General features: G+C 35.3%; 17 protein-coding genes. 8 read left to right on the forward strand and 9 right to left on the reverse strand.

What is annotated here, in order from left to right:
- Window positions 1-93 precede the first annotated feature (93 nt).
- Together CYTFE_RS0106190 and CYTFE_RS0106195 are read right to left on the reverse strand one after the other, a co-directional pair.
- Window positions 94-1,164 (reverse strand): efflux RND transporter periplasmic adaptor subunit, encoded by a 1,071-nt coding sequence (locus tag CYTFE_RS0106190; RefSeq protein WP_044212294.1) that lies wholly within the window; start codon window positions 1,162-1,164, stop codon window positions 94-96.
- A gap of 33 nt (window positions 1,165-1,197) precedes the next feature.
- Window positions 1,198-2,541: a TolC family protein gene (locus CYTFE_RS0106195; protein ID WP_162150072.1), complete on the reverse strand. Its 1,344-nt coding sequence runs from the start codon at window positions 2,539-2,541 to the stop codon at window positions 1,198-1,200.
- A 303-nt stretch (window positions 2,542-2,844) separates the two neighbouring features.
- On the opposite strand from CYTFE_RS0106195, the gene folP reads away from it, so the two are divergent.
- The 3 genes from folP to CYTFE_RS0106210 all read left to right on the forward strand — a co-directional run bounded on the left by folP (window position 2,845) and on the right by CYTFE_RS0106210 (window position 5,557).
- On the forward strand, window positions 2,845-3,810 hold the full coding sequence (folP, locus tag CYTFE_RS0106200; RefSeq protein ID WP_244880311.1) for a dihydropteroate synthase: 966 nt from the start codon (window positions 2,845-2,847) through the stop codon (window positions 3,808-3,810).
- 29 nt (window positions 3,811-3,839) lie between these two features.
- Window positions 3,840-4,610, forward strand: coding sequence for a diadenylate cyclase CdaA (cdaA, locus tag CYTFE_RS0106205; RefSeq protein WP_027471108.1), 771 nt, complete (start codon window positions 3,840-3,842; stop codon window positions 4,608-4,610).
- An 86-nt stretch (window positions 4,611-4,696) separates the two neighbouring features.
- Window positions 4,697-5,557 (forward strand): TIGR01777 family oxidoreductase, encoded by an 861-nt coding sequence (locus CYTFE_RS0106210; protein ID WP_027471109.1) that lies wholly within the window; start codon window positions 4,697-4,699, stop codon window positions 5,555-5,557.
- Window positions 5,558-5,710: 153 nt separating this feature from the next.
- On the opposite strand, the gene asnB is transcribed toward CYTFE_RS0106210, so the two are convergent.
- Window positions 5,711-7,351 (reverse strand): asparagine synthase B, encoded by a 1,641-nt coding sequence (gene asnB / locus CYTFE_RS0106215; protein ID WP_235208044.1) that lies wholly within the window; start codon window positions 7,349-7,351, stop codon window positions 5,711-5,713.
- A gap of 435 nt (window positions 7,352-7,786) precedes the next feature.
- Here asnB and CYTFE_RS0106220 point away from each other — a divergent pair, with 435 nt between their 5' ends.
- Both CYTFE_RS0106220 and CYTFE_RS0106225 read left to right on the forward strand, forming a co-directional pair.
- Window positions 7,787-8,377 carry an RNA polymerase sigma factor gene (locus CYTFE_RS0106220; protein WP_027471111.1) on the forward strand — a complete coding sequence of 197 codons (591 nt, stop codon included), beginning with the start codon at window positions 7,787-7,789 and terminating at the stop codon, window positions 8,375-8,377.
- A 166-nt stretch (window positions 8,378-8,543) separates the two neighbouring features.
- A complete protein-coding gene (locus tag CYTFE_RS0106225) occupies window positions 8,544-8,756 on the forward strand; it encodes a hypothetical protein (protein WP_027471112.1) in 213 nt (70 codons plus the stop codon).
- Here CYTFE_RS0106225 and CYTFE_RS0106230 read toward each other — a convergent pair.
- A complete protein-coding gene (locus CYTFE_RS0106230; protein WP_027471113.1) occupies window positions 8,753-9,739 on the reverse strand; it encodes a glycosyltransferase in 987 nt (328 codons plus the stop codon). The two genes, CYTFE_RS0106225 and CYTFE_RS0106230, sit on opposite strands and share 4 nt — an antisense overlap.
- A 177-nt stretch (window positions 9,740-9,916) precedes the next feature.
- On the reverse strand, window positions 9,917-11,125 hold the full coding sequence (locus CYTFE_RS0106235) for a 6-phosphofructokinase (protein ID WP_027471114.1): 1,209 nt from the start codon (window positions 11,123-11,125) through the stop codon (window positions 9,917-9,919).
- Window positions 11,126-11,285: 160 nt separating this feature from the next.
- Between CYTFE_RS0106235 and CYTFE_RS30695 the strand changes: the two genes are divergently transcribed.
- Window positions 11,286-12,362: a septation protein IspZ gene (locus CYTFE_RS30695; protein ID WP_044212297.1), complete on the forward strand. Its 1,077-nt coding sequence runs from the start codon at window positions 11,286-11,288 to the stop codon at window positions 12,360-12,362.
- Window positions 12,363-12,410: 48 nt separating this feature from the next.
- On the opposite strand, the gene CYTFE_RS0106245 is transcribed toward CYTFE_RS30695, so the two are convergent.
- The 3 genes from CYTFE_RS0106245 to CYTFE_RS31050 form a co-directional block, all read right to left on the reverse strand.
- Window positions 12,411-15,701: a UvrD-helicase domain-containing protein gene (locus CYTFE_RS0106245; RefSeq protein WP_027471116.1), complete on the reverse strand. Its 3,291-nt coding sequence runs from the start codon at window positions 15,699-15,701 to the stop codon at window positions 12,411-12,413.
- A gap of 319 nt (window positions 15,702-16,020) precedes the next feature.
- Window positions 16,021-16,752, reverse strand: coding sequence for a sugar ABC transporter substrate-binding protein (locus CYTFE_RS25255; RefSeq protein WP_235208046.1), 732 nt, complete (start codon window positions 16,750-16,752; stop codon window positions 16,021-16,023).
- Window positions 16,730-17,014 (reverse strand): type 1 periplasmic-binding domain-containing protein, encoded by a 285-nt coding sequence (locus tag CYTFE_RS31050; protein ID WP_235208048.1) that lies wholly within the window; start codon window positions 17,012-17,014, stop codon window positions 16,730-16,732. Before CYTFE_RS31050 ends, CYTFE_RS25255 begins: the two co-directional genes overlap by 23 nt.
- 296 nt (window positions 17,015-17,310) lie before the next feature.
- Here CYTFE_RS31050 and CYTFE_RS0106255 point away from each other — a divergent pair, with 296 nt between their 5' ends.
- Both CYTFE_RS0106255 and CYTFE_RS0106260 read left to right on the forward strand, forming a co-directional pair.
- On the forward strand, window positions 17,311-17,808 hold the full coding sequence (locus CYTFE_RS0106255; RefSeq protein ID WP_161636230.1) for a YfiR family protein: 498 nt from the start codon (window positions 17,311-17,313) through the stop codon (window positions 17,806-17,808).
- A gap of 146 nt (window positions 17,809-17,954) precedes the next feature.
- Window positions 17,955-20,270, forward strand: coding sequence for a TonB-dependent receptor plug domain-containing protein (locus CYTFE_RS0106260; protein WP_027471118.1), 2,316 nt, complete (start codon window positions 17,955-17,957; stop codon window positions 20,268-20,270).
- A gap of 122 nt (window positions 20,271-20,392) precedes the next feature.
- On the opposite strand, the gene mazG is transcribed toward CYTFE_RS0106260, so the two are convergent.
- Window positions 20,393-21,166 (reverse strand): nucleoside triphosphate pyrophosphohydrolase, encoded by a 774-nt coding sequence (gene mazG / locus CYTFE_RS0106265; protein WP_027471119.1) that lies wholly within the window; start codon window positions 21,164-21,166, stop codon window positions 20,393-20,395.
- Between the last annotated feature and the right edge of the window lie 64 nt (window positions 21,167-21,230).

A 21,230-nucleotide genomic window follows, 5' to 3' on the forward strand; every position in this document is an offset into this window, starting at 1 on the left:
AGTAACAAACCGTACATGTCCTCCTCTTGTGTGAGAACAATTATTAATGGTCCGTTTCAAGTGTTTAAAATATAGTTATTTGCTTGAGCTATGCTATAATCTTACAGCCATCCCATCATACAATCTCTCTTGGCATTCAACAATCAATAGATCACCTTCCGAAAGACCAGAAAGTACCTCCACCTGATTGGCATCACTTTTACCCAGTCGTACCCACCTTAAAAGAGCAGCTTGGGATTCTCCAACAGTCCAGACTCCAGTTAACTGACCTCGATTGACAATTAGATCTTTTGAGATCATGATTTTCTCATTGCTTCCCTTTCTCAATTTCACTTGCGCAAACATTCCACTTCTTAAAGCTTTTTCCTGCATTTTAGTTGGAAGTAATGAAATGCGAACTTCGAACTGAGCACCAGACAATATACTGGAACTACTTACCCGGGAAACAAATCCTTTGATGTTTGTTTCACAGCTTTTTAGCGCTATATAAACTGTATCACCTTTGCTCACCAAGTCAATTTCAGATTCCGGTATCCGGGTCATTACTTCAAACTCACCGAGCGCTTCCACAGCTAACAAAGGCAAGCCAGGATTGGCCATATCACCTGCATCCACAAAAAGATTGGTAATTACACCAGCATAGGGGGCACGTATATGGGCATATGTCATCATTTCTTCTACCTCAGCTTTTGCTTTTTGAGCCACTTCTAGTCTGGCCTTTGCCATATTAAAATGCATACTTACATCGTCCAATTCTTTTTGCGTAGCACTTGCTTGTTTATACAAATTACTTATTCTATTGTAATCCCGTTCTGCATTTTTATAAGCCGCATCAGCCTCAATAATACCAGCTTCAACCTGACTTTTTTTTGCCATTATATCATTACTTCTTATGGCCAATAACAATTGTCCCTTTTCTACCCGATCTCCCTCGTGTGCATATATCTGATCTATTTGCCCCATAATACGAGTACTTATTGTTGATTTTTTTACAGCTGCGATAGTGCCGGAATATTGGTACGTTTTAGGCACCTCTGATGCCCTAACCTGTGATGTTTTAACCAAAGCGCCTGCTTTATTGCTTTCTTCTGTTTCGTGACTGCCACAACCGTGTAGTATTATTGCTACAACTGTTACTAGCATGAATAATTTAGACTGATTCATAGTTATATTGAGTTTTATTATTTACTATTTTTATTAATTGTTAGTATATTGTGTTGATTCCGAAGATAGTAGCTCATACCGGAATACAGAAATATTATAATTATAGATGGCGTTCAAGTGTTTCAACTCATTTTCGGCTGATGTAGCCTCAGCCATTAATAAGTCAGAAGTTCTTTCCATTCCTTCTTTATAGCGATTCGTTCTAATTCGTAATGATTCACGCGCTTGTTCTGCTGCTGTTTTATAAGTTATTAATTGACTTTCGTTTACTGCAATATCTCTTTGAGCCTGCAAAAGTTCCATATTTCCTTTGTCCAGGTATTCCTTATATTCTATTTCTGATTTATGAAACGCGGCCTTTGATTTATTGAATTTACCAATGTTTTTTCCGCCATTAAATAATTTCCACTGTAGATGAATACCGAACATATAGCTGTCGGCATCAAAACCACCCAGATCTGCATCGTACATATTATATAAAGCAAAAGCGTTAATCCTGGGGGCAAAGCTAAATGCGTCGCTTTTTTTCATCAGCCGTCTGGCTTCCATGCCATACTGCATTGCCAGTACATCTGCTCTGTTATTTACCGAGTTAAAGCCAGTAAAGGAAAAATCTACTTTGTGAATTGAGTCAGCAACCTCTAAGGGTAAATGAATATCTCTTCCTATTAGAAAGTTAAGGGATTCTTTCATGGATTGTTCTTGGTTTATTGCGGCTTTTAATTGTGCCTCCAGTTCCAAGGTCCTTACTTTTATGGCCAATACATCCGCTTCTTTCATATACCCTTGTTCCATGTTGTCTTGTGCCATTTTTAAATAAGCCTCCGAAGCTTTGCGTGCTTTTTCAATTACTGTTATTCTTCCTTTTGCCAACTGTAAGGCGTAATACGTTTGTTTCAATACATAATGAATATGCTTTTTAGTGTATTCACTTTTTAAATGGATCGCTTTTACTTTTTTTATAGCGGCATTCTTTCCCATCCATGCATCTACATTAATGAATGGTTGCTCTACCTTAATTTGTGTATGAAAATTATTTATATTTCCCGGATCATTTAATTCATCGGGGTTAAAATCTGCTTGCGTAACAATGGCTTGCTGCAATTTGAATCCAAAAGCATTCAAAGGATCCGTCGTAGAATAATAGGTGCCTGAAACTTCCACTGAAGGTAAATAGGTGGCTCTTGCTTTTTGATTATCAGCCTTTGCACTTTCGATGTCGTATAAACTCTTTCGTATTTCTGTGTTGTTATTATTCGCTATTTCTAAAATTTCATGCAGCGTGAAAATGCTCGCTGAATCCTGCGCTTTTACTGATAAATTCGTGATAAAGTACAGCAATAGGGTAACGATTATTGTTTGTTTTGTATCCATCATTATATTTGGTTTAAATTTTATGTTAATGTCCATAGATTCCTTTTGTAAAGAAATTGTTGCGATGGCTCATCTTAAATTATATTCAAATTTGTTGTTTTTCTGGGTTCAAATATAAATCCATAAATACATATATCCAAATAATTAGATATGTATTAATGTAGATTGTATATTTTTAAAATCGTAGTCTTTTCATTTACAGGATTTAAAGTACTATTAAGGTAATGAAAATACTTAAACTTTCATGAATAAAAAGAAAAATTAAAATCTGCCAAAATGTCAATATTTAAGTGAATATGAAGGAAATTGGAAGTCATATTGACCGATCGTTCCAATAGTAATGACCAGGCATTTTTTAAATTATCACGATTAAACTACTTTTACATCATAGAACTGTCGTACATGGATAAAAAAGCACAATATTTAAGCACCGCTCATTCCATAAACTGTAATGGTCGCTTTATAAATACATCGAGCCCGTTGGTAATGGGTATTTTAAATATAACGCCCGATTCTTTTTTTGATGGTGGTAAATACAATGATCATAAGTTTGTTCTGAAAAGGATCAATGGTATGTTGGAGGAAGGAGCTGATATCATTGACATTGGGGCATATTCATCCCGTCCCGGAGCTTTGGATATTACGGAGAAAGAAGAACAAGAGCGATTGTTTTCTGTTTTGGAATTAATTAGAAATCAGTTTCCTGAAATTATTCTTTCAGTGGATACATTTCGTTCTGGAATCGCCAAAGGGGTGGTGGAAACTTTTCAGGTGGATATTATTAATGATATTTCGGCAGGGGAAATGGATGATAAGATGTTTTCTACCATTGCCAAGCTGAATGTGCCTTATGTTATGATGCATATGAAAGGAACACCACAGAATATGCAGCAAAATGTGAGGTATAAAAATGATGTTGTCTTTGAGGTAATTGATTATTTGGCAGAAAAGAAAAAGAGGCTAGATTTACTGGGAGTGCACGATGTTATCATTGATCCTGGTTTCGGATTTGGGAAATCATTGGATCATAATTATGAATTACTTAATCGACTCTATGAGTTTAGATTGTTGGGGCTACCCATATTGGTTGGTATATCGCGAAAATCAATGATATATAAACTATTGAATAGCTCACCCCAAGAAGCTTTAAACGGAACCACTGCCTTGCATATGTTGGCTTTGGAGAAGGGAGCCAATATTTTACGAGTGCATGATGTAAAAGAAGCCAAAGAATGTATTGGTCTATATGAAAAATTAAAGAGTTTGCATTAACTTAAGACAATCAAAAACAAAAGGATAACATGACATTTTTAGATATACGCTTCATTGACTTAATTGATATTACTCTTGTGGCATACTTGATGTATCGGCTCTATAAGCTGATTAGAGGTACGGTGGCGCAAAATATCTTTTTTGGATTGTTTGCTTTTATTGCATTTTGGCTCTTTATCAAGTTTTTGAATATGGAGCTGTCAACCGCTATTATTGATAACATCGTTAACGTTGGTGTTATTGCTTTAATTGTGGTATTTCAACAAGAAATAAGACGTTTTTTTCTACTTTTAGGAACCAAATATAATATAGCCAACCGTTTTTCATTTGAAAAAATATTTTCGACACCCTCAACAGGTGTGATGAATATTTATAACAAACCCATTGTGCGAACTTGTCAGAATTTGGCTAAAACAAAGACAGGAGCACTGATTGTTATTTCTAAAAAATCAGAATTGCTGGATTATGTGCAGACCGGTGAATTGGTTAATGCCGTGATTTCAAGTCGACTATTAGAGAATATATTTTTTAAAAATAGTCCATTACACGATGGAGCGGTCATTGTTGCTCAGAATAAAATTAAAGCAGCAGGTTGTATATTGCCTGTTTCGCAGAGCTTTGACTTGCCTAAAAAACTAGGTTTAAGACATCGGGCGGCACTAGGGGTAACGGAAGCAACTGATGCCTCGGCAATTGTGGTGTCAGAAGAAACAGGTAAAATTTCTTATTTTCATGCAGGCGAAATAAACCATGGTGTAACCCCAGATGAATTAGAAAAGCTTTTAGCCCAAGAATATTAAAAAAATATTTTATAGATTCGCAAGTCTTATGTTAAAAATATTTTCTACATTTAAGCATTGCTAAAATATAAAATCTCTGTGCTGTTATGAAGATTTGCTTGACCGGAGGAACTGGTTTTTTAGGTTCCAGAATTAGTCTTTTTTTTAAAGAAAATGGATTTGAGGTAGTAAATATAACCCGTCAAGATTTTAAGGAAAGTCCCAACGCAATTGCCAATATTATTGAAGGGGCAGATATGTTAATTAATCTGGCTGGTGCTCCTATTTTTAAAAAATGGACATCTCGTTACAAAAGGATTATTCACGACAGCAGGGTGCATACCACCCAAAAACTGGTTGAAGCTGTTGGATTGGTTAATCACAAACCCGCAATTGTTCTTTCTTGTTCTGCGGTGGGCATATATGATGACATATATGAACATGATGAATTTTCAGACAGATTTGGTAATGATTTTTTAGCATCAGTCTGTAAGGAGTGGGAAGCAGCTTTGGTGCCATTATTGTCCATGGATATTAAGTTGGCCGTTATGCGTATTGGCGTAGTATTAGACCATAAGCAAGGAGCTTTAGCCAAGATGTTACCTAGCTTTAAGATGGGATTGGGTGCTGTTGTGGGGAATGGATTGCAGCCTTTTCCTTGTATTCATATCAATGATTTTCTTTCTGCAATTTGGTATATTCTTAAAAATCCTGAATCAAATGGTGTTTATAATTTAGTGGCGCCAGATATTGTCTCTAATCGATATTTCTCAAAAAAATTAGGTGAAAAACTAAAGCGTCCTGTTTTTATGAAAGCTTCTGCCTCTATGATGAAGTTGGTATTGGGAGATGGAGCTAGCGTACTAACAAAGGGACAAAAAGTAAAGCCTCAGCGCTTGCTGGATTTGAATTTTCCCTTTCAATTTCCTACTGTAGATGATATGCTAAACGATTTGGTAAGTAAGTGAGCGTTGATCATCCATCATATTAAGAGGAAGATCATTATCCTAAAACTGTATCTGAAAATAGTTATCGATTTTATTATGATTTTTCGGGCTAAATATAAAAAAAGGAGACCATTATGATCTCCCTTTTCATATTTTAAATATCAATTTCCTGAATTATTCACCACTCTTACCGTAGTTCGGAAGAACACGTGCACTAGGATCGTCCACATCACAGTTCTCCCATTCTTTGTTAGGCATCCAAAATGACTTAATGACCTGATCTCTTCCTGGGAAATGTTTTTCAAAGATATCACGATACATCAAAGATTCTTTTGTGAAAGGAGTATTGCTTGGATACTTTGTTTTTGCATTTTCCAAATCATCGTCTGTGTACATTTCTTCAGCATATGCTTTTAAATAATCAACCGAACTATGTCCAACAGCATCGGAGAATGCCGCCTTGTCGCGATGTAGAATTTCCTGAGGCAGGTAATCACCTTCAAAGGCTGCACGTAACAAATATTTACCTTCTCCATATGTATTCATTTTTTTGGCGGGATCAATACTCATGATATAATCCACAAAATCTAAATCTCCAAATGGTACACGCGCTTCAAGGCCACAGGATGAAATGCATCTGTCAGCTCTTAGTACATCGTACATATGGATTTCACGAATTCGCTTTTCGGCTTCTTGTTGAAAAGCCTCAGGGGTGGGAGCGAAGTCAGTATATTTATAACCCAGAATCTCATCTGCAATTTCACCTGTCATCAATACTTTTACATCCGTGTTTTCACTAATGTACTTACAAATTAGGTACATACCCATAGATGCTCTAATGGTGGTGATATCCCACGTTTCTGTATTATATATCAGCGTACTTAACGTATCAAATATCTGTTGTCGTGTAAACAATACTTCAGTATGGTCTGCACCCAGATAATCCGCTACTATTCTGGCATATTTAGTATCAATGGGATCATCTTCAATACCCACAGCAAAGGTTTTGATAGGCTTATCTAGCATTTTCGCCGCAACAGCACAAACTAAACTGGAGTCCAATCCTCCACTACAAAGAAAACCCACCGGAACATCTGCCTGTAATCTTTTTTCAATACCAACAGTTAATTTCTTGTTGATGTTTTTTAAGATCTCGTCTAAATCGTGATCTACGAATTTTTCAACTTTAGATATATCTTTATAACAAACAAATTTTCCGTCTGCATAATAATGCCCCGGAGGAAATGGTTTTATTTCCTGACAAAGAGGATGTAATGTCTTCATTTCACTGGAAAACATAATTTCACCCTGTGCCGAATAACCATAAAACAAAGGGCGAATTCCAATGGGATCTCTGGCTGCAAAATATTTCTTTGCCACAGAATCATATATCACAAATACAAATTCAGCATCTAAAGATTTTGCTGTTTCTTCAATTCCTTTGTCTAAGAATAAAGGAATGATTACTTCACAATCACTCGTTGATTTGAATTCATATTTATGTTCATACTTTTTGCGTAGTTGTTGAAAATTATAAACCTCACCATTACATACTAAATTAATATTTTTGTACACAAGGGGCTGATTTCCGTTGCTTGAAACATCCATAATACTCAAGCGATGGAAGCCCATCCATCCTTCTTTTCCCAGGTCTCGGATGATAGAATTATCCGGACCTCTGTATTCAATTCTGTTAAACTCACTGGCAAACAATAGTTTGTCCATCATATCACTTCCTGTGTAAACTGCAAATCCGCACATATGGTCTGATGATTTTAATATATTATAGTTGTTGTATTTTATTAATGTGGGCATAAAAGTAACTATTTATAATAAATATGCAATATAAAATTACGATTTATTACCACATTGCTAATAATGCTATCAATATAGTAGTTGAGATCATACTGGGGTGGTGCTGGTAAAAAGTGTATGATTAAATGTATATATACATAATTTAAAGGGGTGTACTTAATAATTATCCATTTTATCGAATGAGATAGCCGATAGGGTGGGGGTTGGTCTAGAAATATTTAAACCTGTATCTTTTTAGCTATAGGATTTTATATTTGAACCATGTCAAGCATGTTTGTATTTGTTGTTTAATATTGATAAAAAGAAAAGAAAAAGACACAAAGAATTGGATTTTAAATATTTTTTTAGTTTTTTGTAAACTTCAAATTGTAATATTCACCCTAAAATTAAATGCCTATTGCATACGTTTACGCTTAATTTATAAATTTTTTAAGCATGAAAAACATTCAGAGAATGTCTGATGATGAATTGGTAAAGTCGTTCATGTCAGGGCAAGAAGATTGTTTGCACGTTCTAATGAGTCGGCATAAGAATAAAATCTATTCGTATATTTTAATGATGGTCAAGCAGCAAGAATTGGCCGAAGATGTCTTTCAGGACACCTTTATTAAGGTGCTTCAAAACCTGAAAAGGGGAAAATATGTTGAAAATGGTAGGTTTCCTTCTTGGGTGATGAGAATTGCTCACAATTTAATCATTGATTTTTATCGTAAGCAGAAGCACATGCAAGTGGTAAGTAATGATGCCAACAATTACGATCTATTAAACTCTGCCAAATATTCAGAGGCCAATGTAGAAGATAAAATGGTATATTCTCAGGTTTTAACTGAGGTGGTGGAATTGTTGGAGCAATTGCCAGACAAACAAAAGGAAGTTGTGCGTTTAAGGCATTTTATGGGCTTGAGCTTTAAAGAGATAGCTGAAGAGACCGGAGTGAGTATAAATACTGCGCTTGGAAGAATGCGCTACGCCTTGATTAATATGCGTGCCATGGTGGAAGAAAAAAATATTTCACTAACAATTTGATTTTTTTACAATAAATTTAGTGTAAAGGGCGTTTTTTAACTGTGTGTTAAGTTTGATACCGATATTATTTTTGCTTTAAAGCTTCTTTAAAGCTCACTTATTTTGTTACATAATAGTGTGTTGTGGTGTAACAAATTGTACGATTTGAAATGAGAAAGAAACGCCTATGAATTCAATTTTCACGCAAGATTTGTCTAAGCTGGAGGAGTATAGCCTGGCTATGATCGATTTCTTCGACAAATTACCTGATAGTTTTTTCGATGATGAAAGTTTAGAGCCTCCTCAAAGAATAGTAGATTCAATATTACAATATTCTAAAAATCATCAATCTTCTTCGTTGTACAATGGAACTAAACTATTTCGGTGGGGCACTAATTAGTTATAAAAGTTTTTCTCATAGGCAGTAAATTCCTTTCTTTTGAAGATCATACGCTTGAATATGGCGGTCAAAAATCCTGATCCATATCCAACAATCTGAACCATTGCGGCTACACTGGCACTCATGGCAACTCTTATACTTTTTGTTTGAATGGCAGCGTCTATAAAAAAAATAAGCCATGGTAGTAGCGTAAGTGGCAGTAGAATAGGTACAAAGAATCCAATTAGGATATAAATAGCGTAACCCAAAGTAAACATGGCAGGGATTGCATGAACCAATTTTAGTGATCCCGGATGACGGTATTGTAAATTAATTCTTGCAATTCCAGAATTGAAGACTTGTTTAAAAAATGATCGGAAATTATTTCTGCGTTTATGAAATACTGCTGCTTCATTAATGAGTTTAGTGCTGTATCCTGCCTCTAAAATACGCATGCTAAAATCAAGATCTTCACCAAAGCGAAGTCGTTCAAATCCTCCTAGGCTTCTAAAAACATCCTTTTTAATACCCATATTAAAACTACGTGGATAAAACGTATCTAATTTTTTTTCCCCTCCTCTAATGCCCCCTGTTGTTAATGTGGAGGTCATGGAATAACTGATTGCTTTCTGAATGGTATTAAATGATGCATGTGCCTTGTCAGGTCCTCCAAAACAATCTACCTTATTCAGATGACTGTCCACATAGTTAAAATACGCAGGAGGAATCAGGCAGTCTGAATCAAAAAATAAAAAATATTCACCTGTAGCCAGTTCTGCTCCTTTATTTCGAGCTGGACCAGGCCCCGTATTTTCTTGAAATTGATACCTTAAATGGAGTTGATGTTGATACTGTATACACACGCTTTCTGCAGATAATGTGGAACCATCTTCTATAACGATCACTTCAAAATCTTTATAGTGAACGCGTGTTAAACTATGTAGTAATTCATCTATTTCCTGAGGGCGGTTATAAACCGGAATAATTACAGAATACTTGGGCATGGGTACTTTATTGTTAATTGTGTAACAAATGTAAACTAACCATGCATATTCACAAAGGGAAAGTTACTTTTATAGTGTGTGAAGAAAATACTCTTCGTTTATTGGCAATTTAGGTTACTGTTTTATCAGCAACCTAAATTGCCCTACACTCTATTGGTTAACAACATGTAAGGCACATCAATCTTTGGTTAAGAATAACATGGGAGAGCCTATTATGTCTTGGTAAATAGGTCTATATCTATTGGTGTCGTAATATTTGGCTACGTTTACCTTTTTTATGCTTTCTCCTCTTTCATTTTTTTGAACCGTTTCAATGGGAACATAATCAAATTTTCCATCTTTTACACAAACCATACATCCAGACACTCCTTTTTTTATTAAGTCAAGTGCCATATTGCCATAAGTTGTTGGAATAATCGAATCTAAAGCATCTGGTTGCCCTGAACGAACAAGATATCCTAGTTTTTGATGTATGATATTGATTTCGTGTCCATTATTGTACTTAGAAGAGTGTTTTTTTAGTTCGTTACCTATCTGCTCACCTATTCCTCCAAGTTTTTTATGTCCAAACGCATCTGTTTCTGCATTGGCGTATACAATTTCGGAGCCATCAAAAGATGCGCCTTCAGATACCAAGACAACAGAATAATTGCTGGGGTTATTTCTTCGATCTTCTACCATTAATGCGGTTAACTTTTCGGTGTTTATGGAATATTCAGGTATCACGCAACGGTCGGCAGCACCACCAATTGTCGGGAGCAAAGCTGAAAATCCTGCGTTTCGTCCAAATACTTCTAAAACCAAAAAACGCTCGTGGGAGCCTGCACATGTTCTTAGTTCATGGGTTAATTCAATGGTTCGAGTAACACAAGTGCTAAAACCAATACAATATTCAGTTCCAGGTACATCACCATCCATAGTTTTGGGAATGCCAACTACCTTGATACCCTCCTGATGCAATCGAACCGCATAACTTAAGGTGTCATCTCCGCCAATTGGAATCAGATAGTCAATACCGATGTGTTTTAAATTCGCAACGGCTTCATTTGTTAGATCATTAAACTCATCTTTATAAATGGACTTTAGGTGTTCGGGTACTTCATTCAATGCCACCTTAGTGGCCTTGGTTCTGCTGGAATGCAAAAAGGTACCTCCAGTACGACCAATTTTATTGACCGTCAGTTCTGTTAGAGGAATACAGTATGTTTGTTCTTCAACGGATTTAGATCGGTCAATACTTATAGCTCCTTTCCATCCATTTTTAATTCCTATTACCTTATAACCTTCACGAATAGCTCGCAGTGTTACTGCTCTAATGGCAGGATTAAGACCAGGCACATCACCTCCTCCGGTAAGTATACCTATGGTTAGTTTATTTTTATTCATATTCAAATGATTTAATGAAAGTGATAGTGTTTGTAACTGTTTGTTTTTTAAAGGTATAAAATAATTATATGACATCATACATCGTGCAATATATATTTGTGGCTGTTGTTGAATATATTGGACTGATTTCACTATTTTTGGTCCCCAAATAGAATTGTACATGAATGTCATTGATCTTATCAAAAAACTACTACCCGGACTAGCCCCACTCATCATTTTTGTTATTGCAGATAGTATTTGGGGTACAGAAATTGGTTTACTGTTTGCCATCGGTTTAGGGATAATAGAAATTGTTTACAGCTTCATTCAAAAGCAAAAACCAGATAAATTTATTTTATTTGATGTTGGTCTACTGGTAATTATGGGCGGAATATCTTTGCTGTTAGAAGATGATTTGTTTTTTAAACTTAAACCCGGTGTCATTGGAAGTATTTTATGCGCGCTACTTGGTATTTCTGCTTATGGAAAACACAATTTAATGATGGCCATGAGTGGTCGGTATTTAAAAGGTATTCAAATAAATCAATGGCAACAGTATGAAATGCTGAAGAGTATGAAGGTTTTATTTTGGATTTTCGTACTACATACTATTTTGGTTTTTGTTGCGGCCATTGCTATGAGTAAAAATATGTGGGTAACTATTAGTGGACCTGGTTTTTATATCTTATTTGGATTGTATTTTATTTTTGAATTGTATAAAAAACGTAGGGCACAAAGTAAATATAAAAACGAAGAATGGCTGCCTATCGTAAATAACGAGGGAGTAATAGAAGGCAAAATGCCTCGTAGTATCGCCCATAATGGTTCTATGATTTTGCATCCGGTAGTTCATGTGCAAGTACTTAATTCTAAGGGAGAGCTGTATCTACAAAAGCGTGCGCATCATAAATTGATTCAGCCCGGAAAATGGGATACAGCTGTGGGAGGCCATGTTGCTGCTGATGAATCGGTTGATACGGCCATGAAAAGAGAAGCGCAGGAAGAAATAGGATTGCAAGGTTTTTCAGTAACAGCCTTTAAGCAGTATAAATGGAAAAGTGAAATAGAACAGGAGTTGGTTTTTGCTTTTGTTTCGATAACTGACAAGCCTATAAATGTTAATCATTTAGAAGTGGATGAAGGAAGGTTCTGGACCATCAGGGAAATTGAACGCTGTTTAGGAAAAGGCATTTTAACACCCAACTTTGAGTATGAATTCGAGATGCTTAAGACCTACTTGCAAAGACAAAGTAAATAGGTTGGCAAAAGCACCTCGTAAAAATAAATATGGGATAAATAAAATATTCTAAAACAAACGGCCTTGCGTTGCCTCATGGCAGACCGGAATAATTTTATCCAGTGTCACATACCAAATAAAACCTTTGACAGATGTATGTCCCATGTTTTGTACTTGTCGGATATACTGCAATACCTGTTTTTCATATTTTGCTTCTTCAATATCGCCAAATTTATAGTCAATGATATGAACTTCGTTCTCTAAAAACACAACGCGGTCCGGACGATAAGTTCCTCGGGGGGATAAAATGGTATTTTCTGCTTTTATCTGATGTTTCGGATGAAACCATTTTTGTGTATCAGGTTTAGAAATCAAATCAGAAATTTGATTTTTCAACATTTCTTTTTCCATTTCTGATATTTTACCATCAAAAATCATTCTTGTCAGAGCCATTTCAATATCATCTTTGGTATGAATATATTCAAAAGCTTCATGCATTAGCTTTCCATAATTAATCTTACTCTGTCCACCTGTATTGGAAAAATACCCTTCATTATCCGCTTTAATAGCTATCTTGTCATCGTTTAATAGCTTATTGGTAAAAGGTTTTAGTATTTCACCTAATATAATATCTTCGTCCTTCGTGTTTGATATTTGCTCTGGTATTTCACCATAACTAAAGCAATTATTTTCTGCATCCCATGAAGAGGCCAAATCAATAAAACCTCTATTATCCGTGTCTGTTAAATGATGATTTTGAATGGTAAAATACATTAAGTCGGACACACTTTTTAATTTATCTTTATTATTAGAAGATGGTGTATTGCCAAAGGTTATTAAGACCTCACAACAACGGGTAAGTGCAACATAAAGCAAATTTAAGCTATCAACATATTGATATAGGCGTTCCTGAAAATACTCTTCTTTAAATATTGTATTTTGTAATTTTGAAGTATAAGTAACGGGCAATAATTTAATTTCATCAAAAGGTGCTATATCGGGTCTGCACCAAATAATATTACTTTTTATTTCAGTATCCAGTTTCCAGTTACAATAGGGTAAAAATACAACTTTAAATTCCAGACCTTTAGACTTGTGAATCGTCATTATTTTTATTGCATCCTGATCATCAGGTACAGCAACGGCTTCCATATTTCCTTTATCATCCCACCAATCAATAAATGCCGTTAGATCAGGATAATAATCTTTGATAAATTGATTGGTGCAATTGATAAATCCCTGTATAAAAACCCCCTGTTGTTCCTGAATCTCCTCTGGTAAATTATGTGCCAGCAGTTCCACCAATTCAAGTAAGGGTTTTTGGCGTTGGGTTAGCAACTCATTGATCCAATCAAATTCTTGTTTTGCAAAACCAATCTCTGTCTCAAAATCAAAATACTTACCTACTTCATATGCCCCTTTTTGTTCTTTATTATGCAGTAATTGTCTATTTAAGACCATTTCGGCCTTCAGGATAAGATTATTGGGATTTTGTAAGAATTTAATTTGTGCCACCATAAAATGAACCGCTGAAGAACCGGACAAGAACAATGATTCATTGGAAATAACAGGAATGGCTTTGCCTTGAATAGAGTAGGCCCCTGATAATAAGGCGTTGGCAATGGTTTCGCCTTCTCCCTTTTTTCGTACTAAAATACAAAAGTCATGATAGTTATAGCCTTTGTCCACTAAATTTTCAATGTTTTTCACCATTTCAAAAAGCATGCGTTCATCATAACTTTTTTCTTTGTCTCGATCGAAAAACATGGCTTTCACATGCCCTTTATTGAGGTCTTTATTTGCCGGTAGCTCCTGAAAAACATCTGCATATGCATGGGAAATCTTGGAGCTAAACTCGGCTATCGTATCTTCGCCCTTGAGTAAACCTGAGAATTGTTGATTAAAATCGTTTTGAATGTATTTTGCGCCGGATACAAAAAGAGAATTGTTAAAACTTATAATATTTGATAGACTTCTCCAGTTTTTATTCAGGGTAAGCGCCTCGCTTCCATGCTGAATAAAATCATGTTCTACTTTACTGGCCAGTAGGTTCCAGTCGGAATTACGCCAACGGTAAATAGATTGTTTTACATCACCCACAATTAAACTCGTGTCATCACTTGATAAAGAATTATCAACAAGAGGTTTAAAGTTTAACCACTGCAATTTGGAGGTATCTTGAAACTCATCAATCATAAAATTTTGATAACGTGTTCCAATTTTCTCATAAATAAAAGGTGTATCATTTTGATCGATGATCTTGTTTAAAAAGTGGGATGAATCTGCAATCAAAAATATGTTTTCATCACGACAAATGGCACGAACTTCATTGGCTATATCTGCAATAATGCCCAAGGCAAAATAATTTTGACTAATTACTTTGGCTGTAGTATAATTCTCATATTCCCGTTCAATGTAATCAATAGCTTTCTTTAAGAGCATGTTGAGTAAAGGATATACTTCAGAAATTTGTTGGTTAATAGCCGGTGTATTATCTTTTCGTCCCCATTTTTCGGATGCATCGATTAATTTTAGAACCGATGCACCAGGTTCTGGTTTTTCTACATTTTTTAGCCTCTCGAAATACTTGAGAGGTGTACGACTTTTACCGGTAAATAAATCGTATTTCAATCCACTTTTAATTATTGCGGCACTTCCTTGCTCACCAATCGATTTTATTTCTGATTCAAATTGATGCACAATAGCTTGGATATTATTCAGGTAATCCTGCATTTTTCCTTTTTGGCTAATAACATCAAAGATGGCACGACTTTCTAACTGAAAGAGTTCATTGAAAATTTCTGAGCCCAATTTATGAAGGTCATTGCTTAAATTCCAACTTTTTCCTTGGTTAAGCTTTTGTTCTGCAAATTGAACTAACCAATCTTTGAGATGGGAATATTCTGGTAAATCCACCTTCATCAATAGGTGGTCAATGGCTTTTTGTAATATCTTGGGGGTGTTAAGTTCAATTTTAAAACCGCTTTCCAGACCAGCTTCACGCGCAAAAGATCGTATGATTTTCTGAAAAAAACTATCTATGGTACTTACCGAAAAATTTGAGAAATCATGGAGTAGGTAACTTAATATAACCTGGGCCTTTTGCCTTATTTCCTGATCTTCCAGTTTAAATTCTTTCATTAGATCACTTACATAATCATCTGTTTTGTTTGTAGATATTTCAAACAATTTTTCAAGGATACGACTTTTCATTTCGGCGGTAGCCTTATTAGTAAAAGTAACCGCAAGCGTATGTATGTAGTTCGTAGGACTCTTATATAAAAGAAAAAGAAATTCTTTGGTTAAGGTGAAGGTTTTTCCTGATCCGGCCGAAGCCTTGTATATTTTAAGTTTTGACATGTTTATTGCTATTTTATGGCTAAAGTAGCAATTGTTTTCTAAAAAAAAGACAGGTAGTTGCAAACCATCCCAAAGTGTTGCTACCAAATTATTCTTTAAGTTCGATTACTACGAATACAGCAAAAAAATAACTACCTGTCTTTTAAATAATGGCTGCAAGAAAACCAGTGTTTTTTCTGTCTTTGATAAGAAAGCTTTAAAGACAAGACTTTCGACATTTTTTGAATCCAAGGAGTTTACTGATTGTAAATGGCTGTTTCAAAAATGCGAATAATGTTGTATTTGGAGTTTTCTTGCAAAGACTAAATATCTCCTGTTCTTACTTTATATCTTCTTCTAAAACAAAACCTTCAGAAACTACTGTCATTTTAATGTTTTGGCGGTGCACTATTTGGGCCGGCAACAAGATGGCAGGGACAAGCTTTTTTCCGTTGTGAATAGTGATGTTCATATTTGAAGGGGCCTCACCGCAGGCTATTTTGATAGCGGCATTGGCAGCAGCATAAGCCATCGATTCAATGGGTTTATAGATGGTTATTGTTTGCAGTCCACTGGCTATATTTCGGATGGCTTCAATATCGGCATCTTGTCCGGCTACCAGCACTTTGCCATCCATATCGTGCTCTTTAAGCGCACTGATAACGCCTGAGGCAATGGCATCATTGCCTGCAATAACCGCATCTAAGTCACTATTCGTATTGTTCAAATATTCGTTGGTGATTCTATAACCTTCATGTAACGACCATGAATTGGAATATTTGTTAAAAACAATTTCAATATCTCCTTTTTCAATAAAAGGCTGTAATATATTCATTTGTCCCAAGTTAAGGAGGTGAGCATTATGATCAATCAATGATCCGCCTACAATACCATATTTTCCCATGGGTTTTATTTTTGTCAAATAATTGGCTTGTAATTCACCGATGGCAATATTATCAGTCGATATATAATAATCGAGATTACAATCCTTAATGAGTCGGTCGTATGATATAACAGGTACATAGTTTTGGTGTGCATTCCTAACTATGTCACCTGCTTTTTTTTGAGTCAACAGGAACAATAATAAGGACTTCGATGCCATTTTCAATCATCTCCCGGGCTTGTTCTTCCTGTTTGTCCGGATCAGCATCGGCTATTGCCACAAAAAAATGCCCCCCCAGCTCCCCAACTTTTTCTTCAATCAGCTTCATATCTTTTTTCCAACGATCCCTTTCTAAAGTATCCATTAGTAAACCCACTTTGGGCTTGTGTTGGCAACTATTTAGCAGTAATGTTCCCAAAGCGATGATTAATAATGTTTGTAGAGTCTTCATAATAGGGATGTTTAAGGGATATATATATTTAAATAATTTACAAAAAATGATAGACAAAGTAAAGGGCTACCTAAGAAAATATAATTTCTATCGATCATAACTGCATTTTGAAAAACATTTAAAGGGAGCTATTCTGCTTATTTGAATGGCGAAAGGTTGCTTTGTTTTTAATATCAGAAACAACTTAATAGTCGATAAAACGGAGCAGTTAATAGATATTGTTTTTTGTATTAGTTCTAAAAATGAACTTTTGTTCATCAGAAGAACACAAAAAAACAAACAAAAATGGATATCAAATGATTAAAAAAACACTTGCAATTTTGTTGCTGATTGGTTCATTGCTACCAGTAAATGCTCAAAATTATAAATTTCAGGCCTTGTTTATCTACAACATTGTTAAAAGAGTCAATTGGCCTCCAAGTTCCGATAATTTTAAGATAGGAGTGGTTGGGTCCAAAGAGTTGCAAAAAGAATTGGAAATTTTATCTAAAAAACAGAAGATTGGAGGTAAGACCATTGAAATTATCACTTTAACCCCCTCAAGTATCCAAGAAAATGAAGTTCATGTACTGTATCTAGGACGATCTTCTTCTTCCAAAATAGGAGATATCCAAACGATAATTAAATCAAAACCTGTATTACTTATCGGAGATAAAGCAGGTTTAAAAGGAGCAGGAATTAATTTCATTGATAACTCCAAAGAAATTAAGTTCGAAATATATCCAAATACAATCAAAGAACATCAACTTGCTATTTCTAGTTCATTGCTAAATCTAGGCGTGGTTATCGAGTAAGCTTAGGGGTGCACTTCAATAAGGAATTGGGTGCAGGTAATAAAAAAATAGAAAATATGAAATGAGCTATGAGAAAATTTTTCTTGCACAAGAGAATGACTAAGGTGACGAGTTTCATATAACCATTGAAAGATAAATTTAAACAGATGAATAAATACATATTACTTTTTATTGCAGTATTCACCGCACAGTGTGTGGTTTATGCCCAGGATCATTCACAAACAGTAAATATAGAAGAATTGACACTGGAGCAAATGAGAGGAATGACGCAAGAGGATTTATTACAGTTGCCTTTTGAAGATTTAATACAATTGGTGAAAGAGTTAAAATTATCTTCCATCGAAGAATTATATAACCTGATATTAAACCCAACACAATCAACGGCCTCCAAAATGGAGGAGGACATCTTTAATGCGCCATTGGCTACGACTGTTATAACGGCAGATGAGTTATCTAAATCAGGTGTACGCTCTATCCCCGAGGCTTTAAAGCTCGCTCCTGGTATAATCGTTAGAGAAAAAACAAACGGAAATTACGATGTTCATATTCGGGGAAACGATTATATATCCCCTGGTTCCGATTTCGAAAATACGGTTAACTCCACAACCTTGGTTATGATTGACAATAGACCAGTATATAATAATTTTTTGGGAGCTACTTTTTGGGAAAATCTTCCCATCAGTGTGAATGATGTTAGTAAAATTGAGATTATCTATGGTCCTTCAGCGGCGCTCTATGGCCCCAATGCGGTATCTGGCGTAATTCATTTTATTACAAAAAAAAATAAGCAAGAAGGTATTCATACCGATTTTGATATTCAGGAAGGAAGCCAGCATTCAACCATCACATCTGCATCTATGGTCTATGGAAAAAGTAACTGGGGAATTCGTTTATCCGGTAATTATCAGAAAATGGATCGCTTTCAAGATACTTATTACATTCCTCAAGAGCAGAAATATATTAGTGGGGATGAAGTAGGCGAGCTAAATGCGATGATGGACACTACTTTTATTGCAGACGAATTTATGCGTGATTATGCTAAAGCAAAGGAACAAGGTGCCTTAAATTTAGGACTCAGCTTTTCGCCTTCTGAAAAGGCAAGTCTTGCCTATGATGCTTCTTTTCAGTCTTCTTCGGTACAAACGGCCTATATGGATATTGGATCAGTGCTTTCAACACGTAAATCATCATCCTTCAGTAATAGTTTGAATATCAACATTGGTAAATTTGAAGGGCATTTATCAAGTGTTTTTGGCAAATTAAATGCGGTACAAGGTCTTACAGGATATGAATACGATTATAGAGAAGTGAATGCTAAAGTTGGATATCTTTTTAAATATAAAAAACTGAATATTCATCCGGGTTTTGATGCGAACTATGCTCATTATTCGGATGAAGACTATGTAGATGTGAATTCTAATACAGGTTTATTAAATGGCACAGCTGAGTTAGGGACTGTTCAAGGAAGCGTAAGATTAGACTACACGGCTTTTGGTAAATTACGCTTAGCAGGAGCTTGGATGCAAGGCTATTTTTATCAACCTCAACGTGGTTACAGTGCTTATCAATTTTCAACTTCGTATAAGGCGGGTGAAAATACATTATTACGTATGGTCGCTTCTAAATCCAACTCCAGTCCTTTTGTTTTAAATACATATATGGATAAAACTATCCAAATACCAATGCCCACAGGTGTAGAAGAATCAACAGGAACCAATACCCTAAAAAAAATAGGTAACGAAGCGCTCGACCCACAAGAAATGAAAATGATTGAAATGGGGCTCAGGCATAAGTTCATGCAAAACCTGCAAGTGGATGTATCTCTTTTTTATAATAAAACAAAAAATTACGCTGAATTAGTAAGTGAGCAGAAGCTTACTGCTGGGGAAGAAGTTACTGAACCTACGCAAGCAGCCGAACAAACGGTTATCATTGAGTCCATGCAAAATATGGATCTAAAATCGCAGCAAATAGGACTTACCGCAAGTATAAAATATGTGATGAATAAAAAATTTAATACCGCAGTTTTTGCTACTATTCAAAACACCTCGCTACATGATTACGAGGTAAGTAATGCAGACCAATACGAAGCACTAACCGGAGAAAATATCGATCAGCAATCCCTGGCCGAAAATCCAAGTTATTTATCATTCGACCATGACTATACTCCCAAATGGTATGGAGGTGCACTCATCAATTATGCCCCAACTCCAAAATGGAATTTTAATGTTTCGTTTTACGGATATAGTAAGCAAAAATCCTTTTATACCAAAGGAAATCAATTTTACAATATTGAAATAGATCCCAAACTGAGTGGTAACCTAAAAGCATCTTACCAATTAAATGATTGGATCAAACTATATGTGAATGCACGGAATATATCCCATAGCGATTCACAGGAATTTTTATTTACTGATAAAACCGGAGCAACTTATTTGGGAGGGCTTCATATAAAATTTTAAAACTAAGCAGAGGCTGTTTAAAAAGAAGAAAAACATTTTAAGCAGCCTCTCTGTAATATAGAATCTTATATAAAACATAATTATAGGGATGGTACAATAGTGAGCTATTCAATAAGCACTAATTACTCCTGTTTTTTTGCTTCTTCCCAAATTTGATCCATTTCTTCCAGTGTCATCGTTTTTAAATCCCTACCTTGTTTTATTGTTTTATTTTCCAGAAAATTAAATCGTTGTATAAACTTGCGATTGGTTCTTTCGAGTGCGTTTTCTGGATTTACACCATATAATCTGGCCGTATTAATGATTGAAAACAATAAATCACCAAATTCAGCTTCTATTTTATCTTGGTCACCGTTGTTGATTTCGTCTTTAACCTCATGTAGTTCCTCCTGCACTTTATCCCAGACTTGTTCGCGATTTTCCCAATCAAAGCCCACTCCTCGCGCTTTATCTTGAATTCGATGTGCTTTAATTAAGGCAGGTAAGGACTCGGGGACTCCTTCTAAAACAGATTTATTACCACCTTTTTCCTTCAATTTTAAGCGCTCCCAGTTTTCTTCTACTTCTTTGGCATTTTTTACTTTTGTATCACTAAATATATGAGGGTGACGATATATCAGTTTTTCATTGAGTGAGTCAATCACATCCTTAATACTAAACTGCTGGTTTTCCTCTCCAATTTTTGAATAAAACACAATATGCAATAATAAATCGCCCAATTCTTTTTTTATGAGTGTCGCATCATTTTTTATGATGGCATCGGCCAATTCGTAGGTTTCTTCAATCGTAAGAGTCCGCAGTGTTTCTTTGGTTTGTTTCTTATCCCAAGGACATTTTTCTCGCAATTCATCCATTATATGGAGCAATTCTTCGAATGCTGTTAACTTATCTTGCATCTGTTTAAATTTGAAAATGACATATTATTAAGTTCAAATGTAATTATAAGCATCCACTTTATTA

This window comes from Saccharicrinis fermentans DSM 9555 = JCM 21142, assembly GCF_000517085.1.
Lineage (GTDB): Bacteria > Bacteroidota > Bacteroidia > Bacteroidales > Marinilabiliaceae > Saccharicrinis > Saccharicrinis fermentans.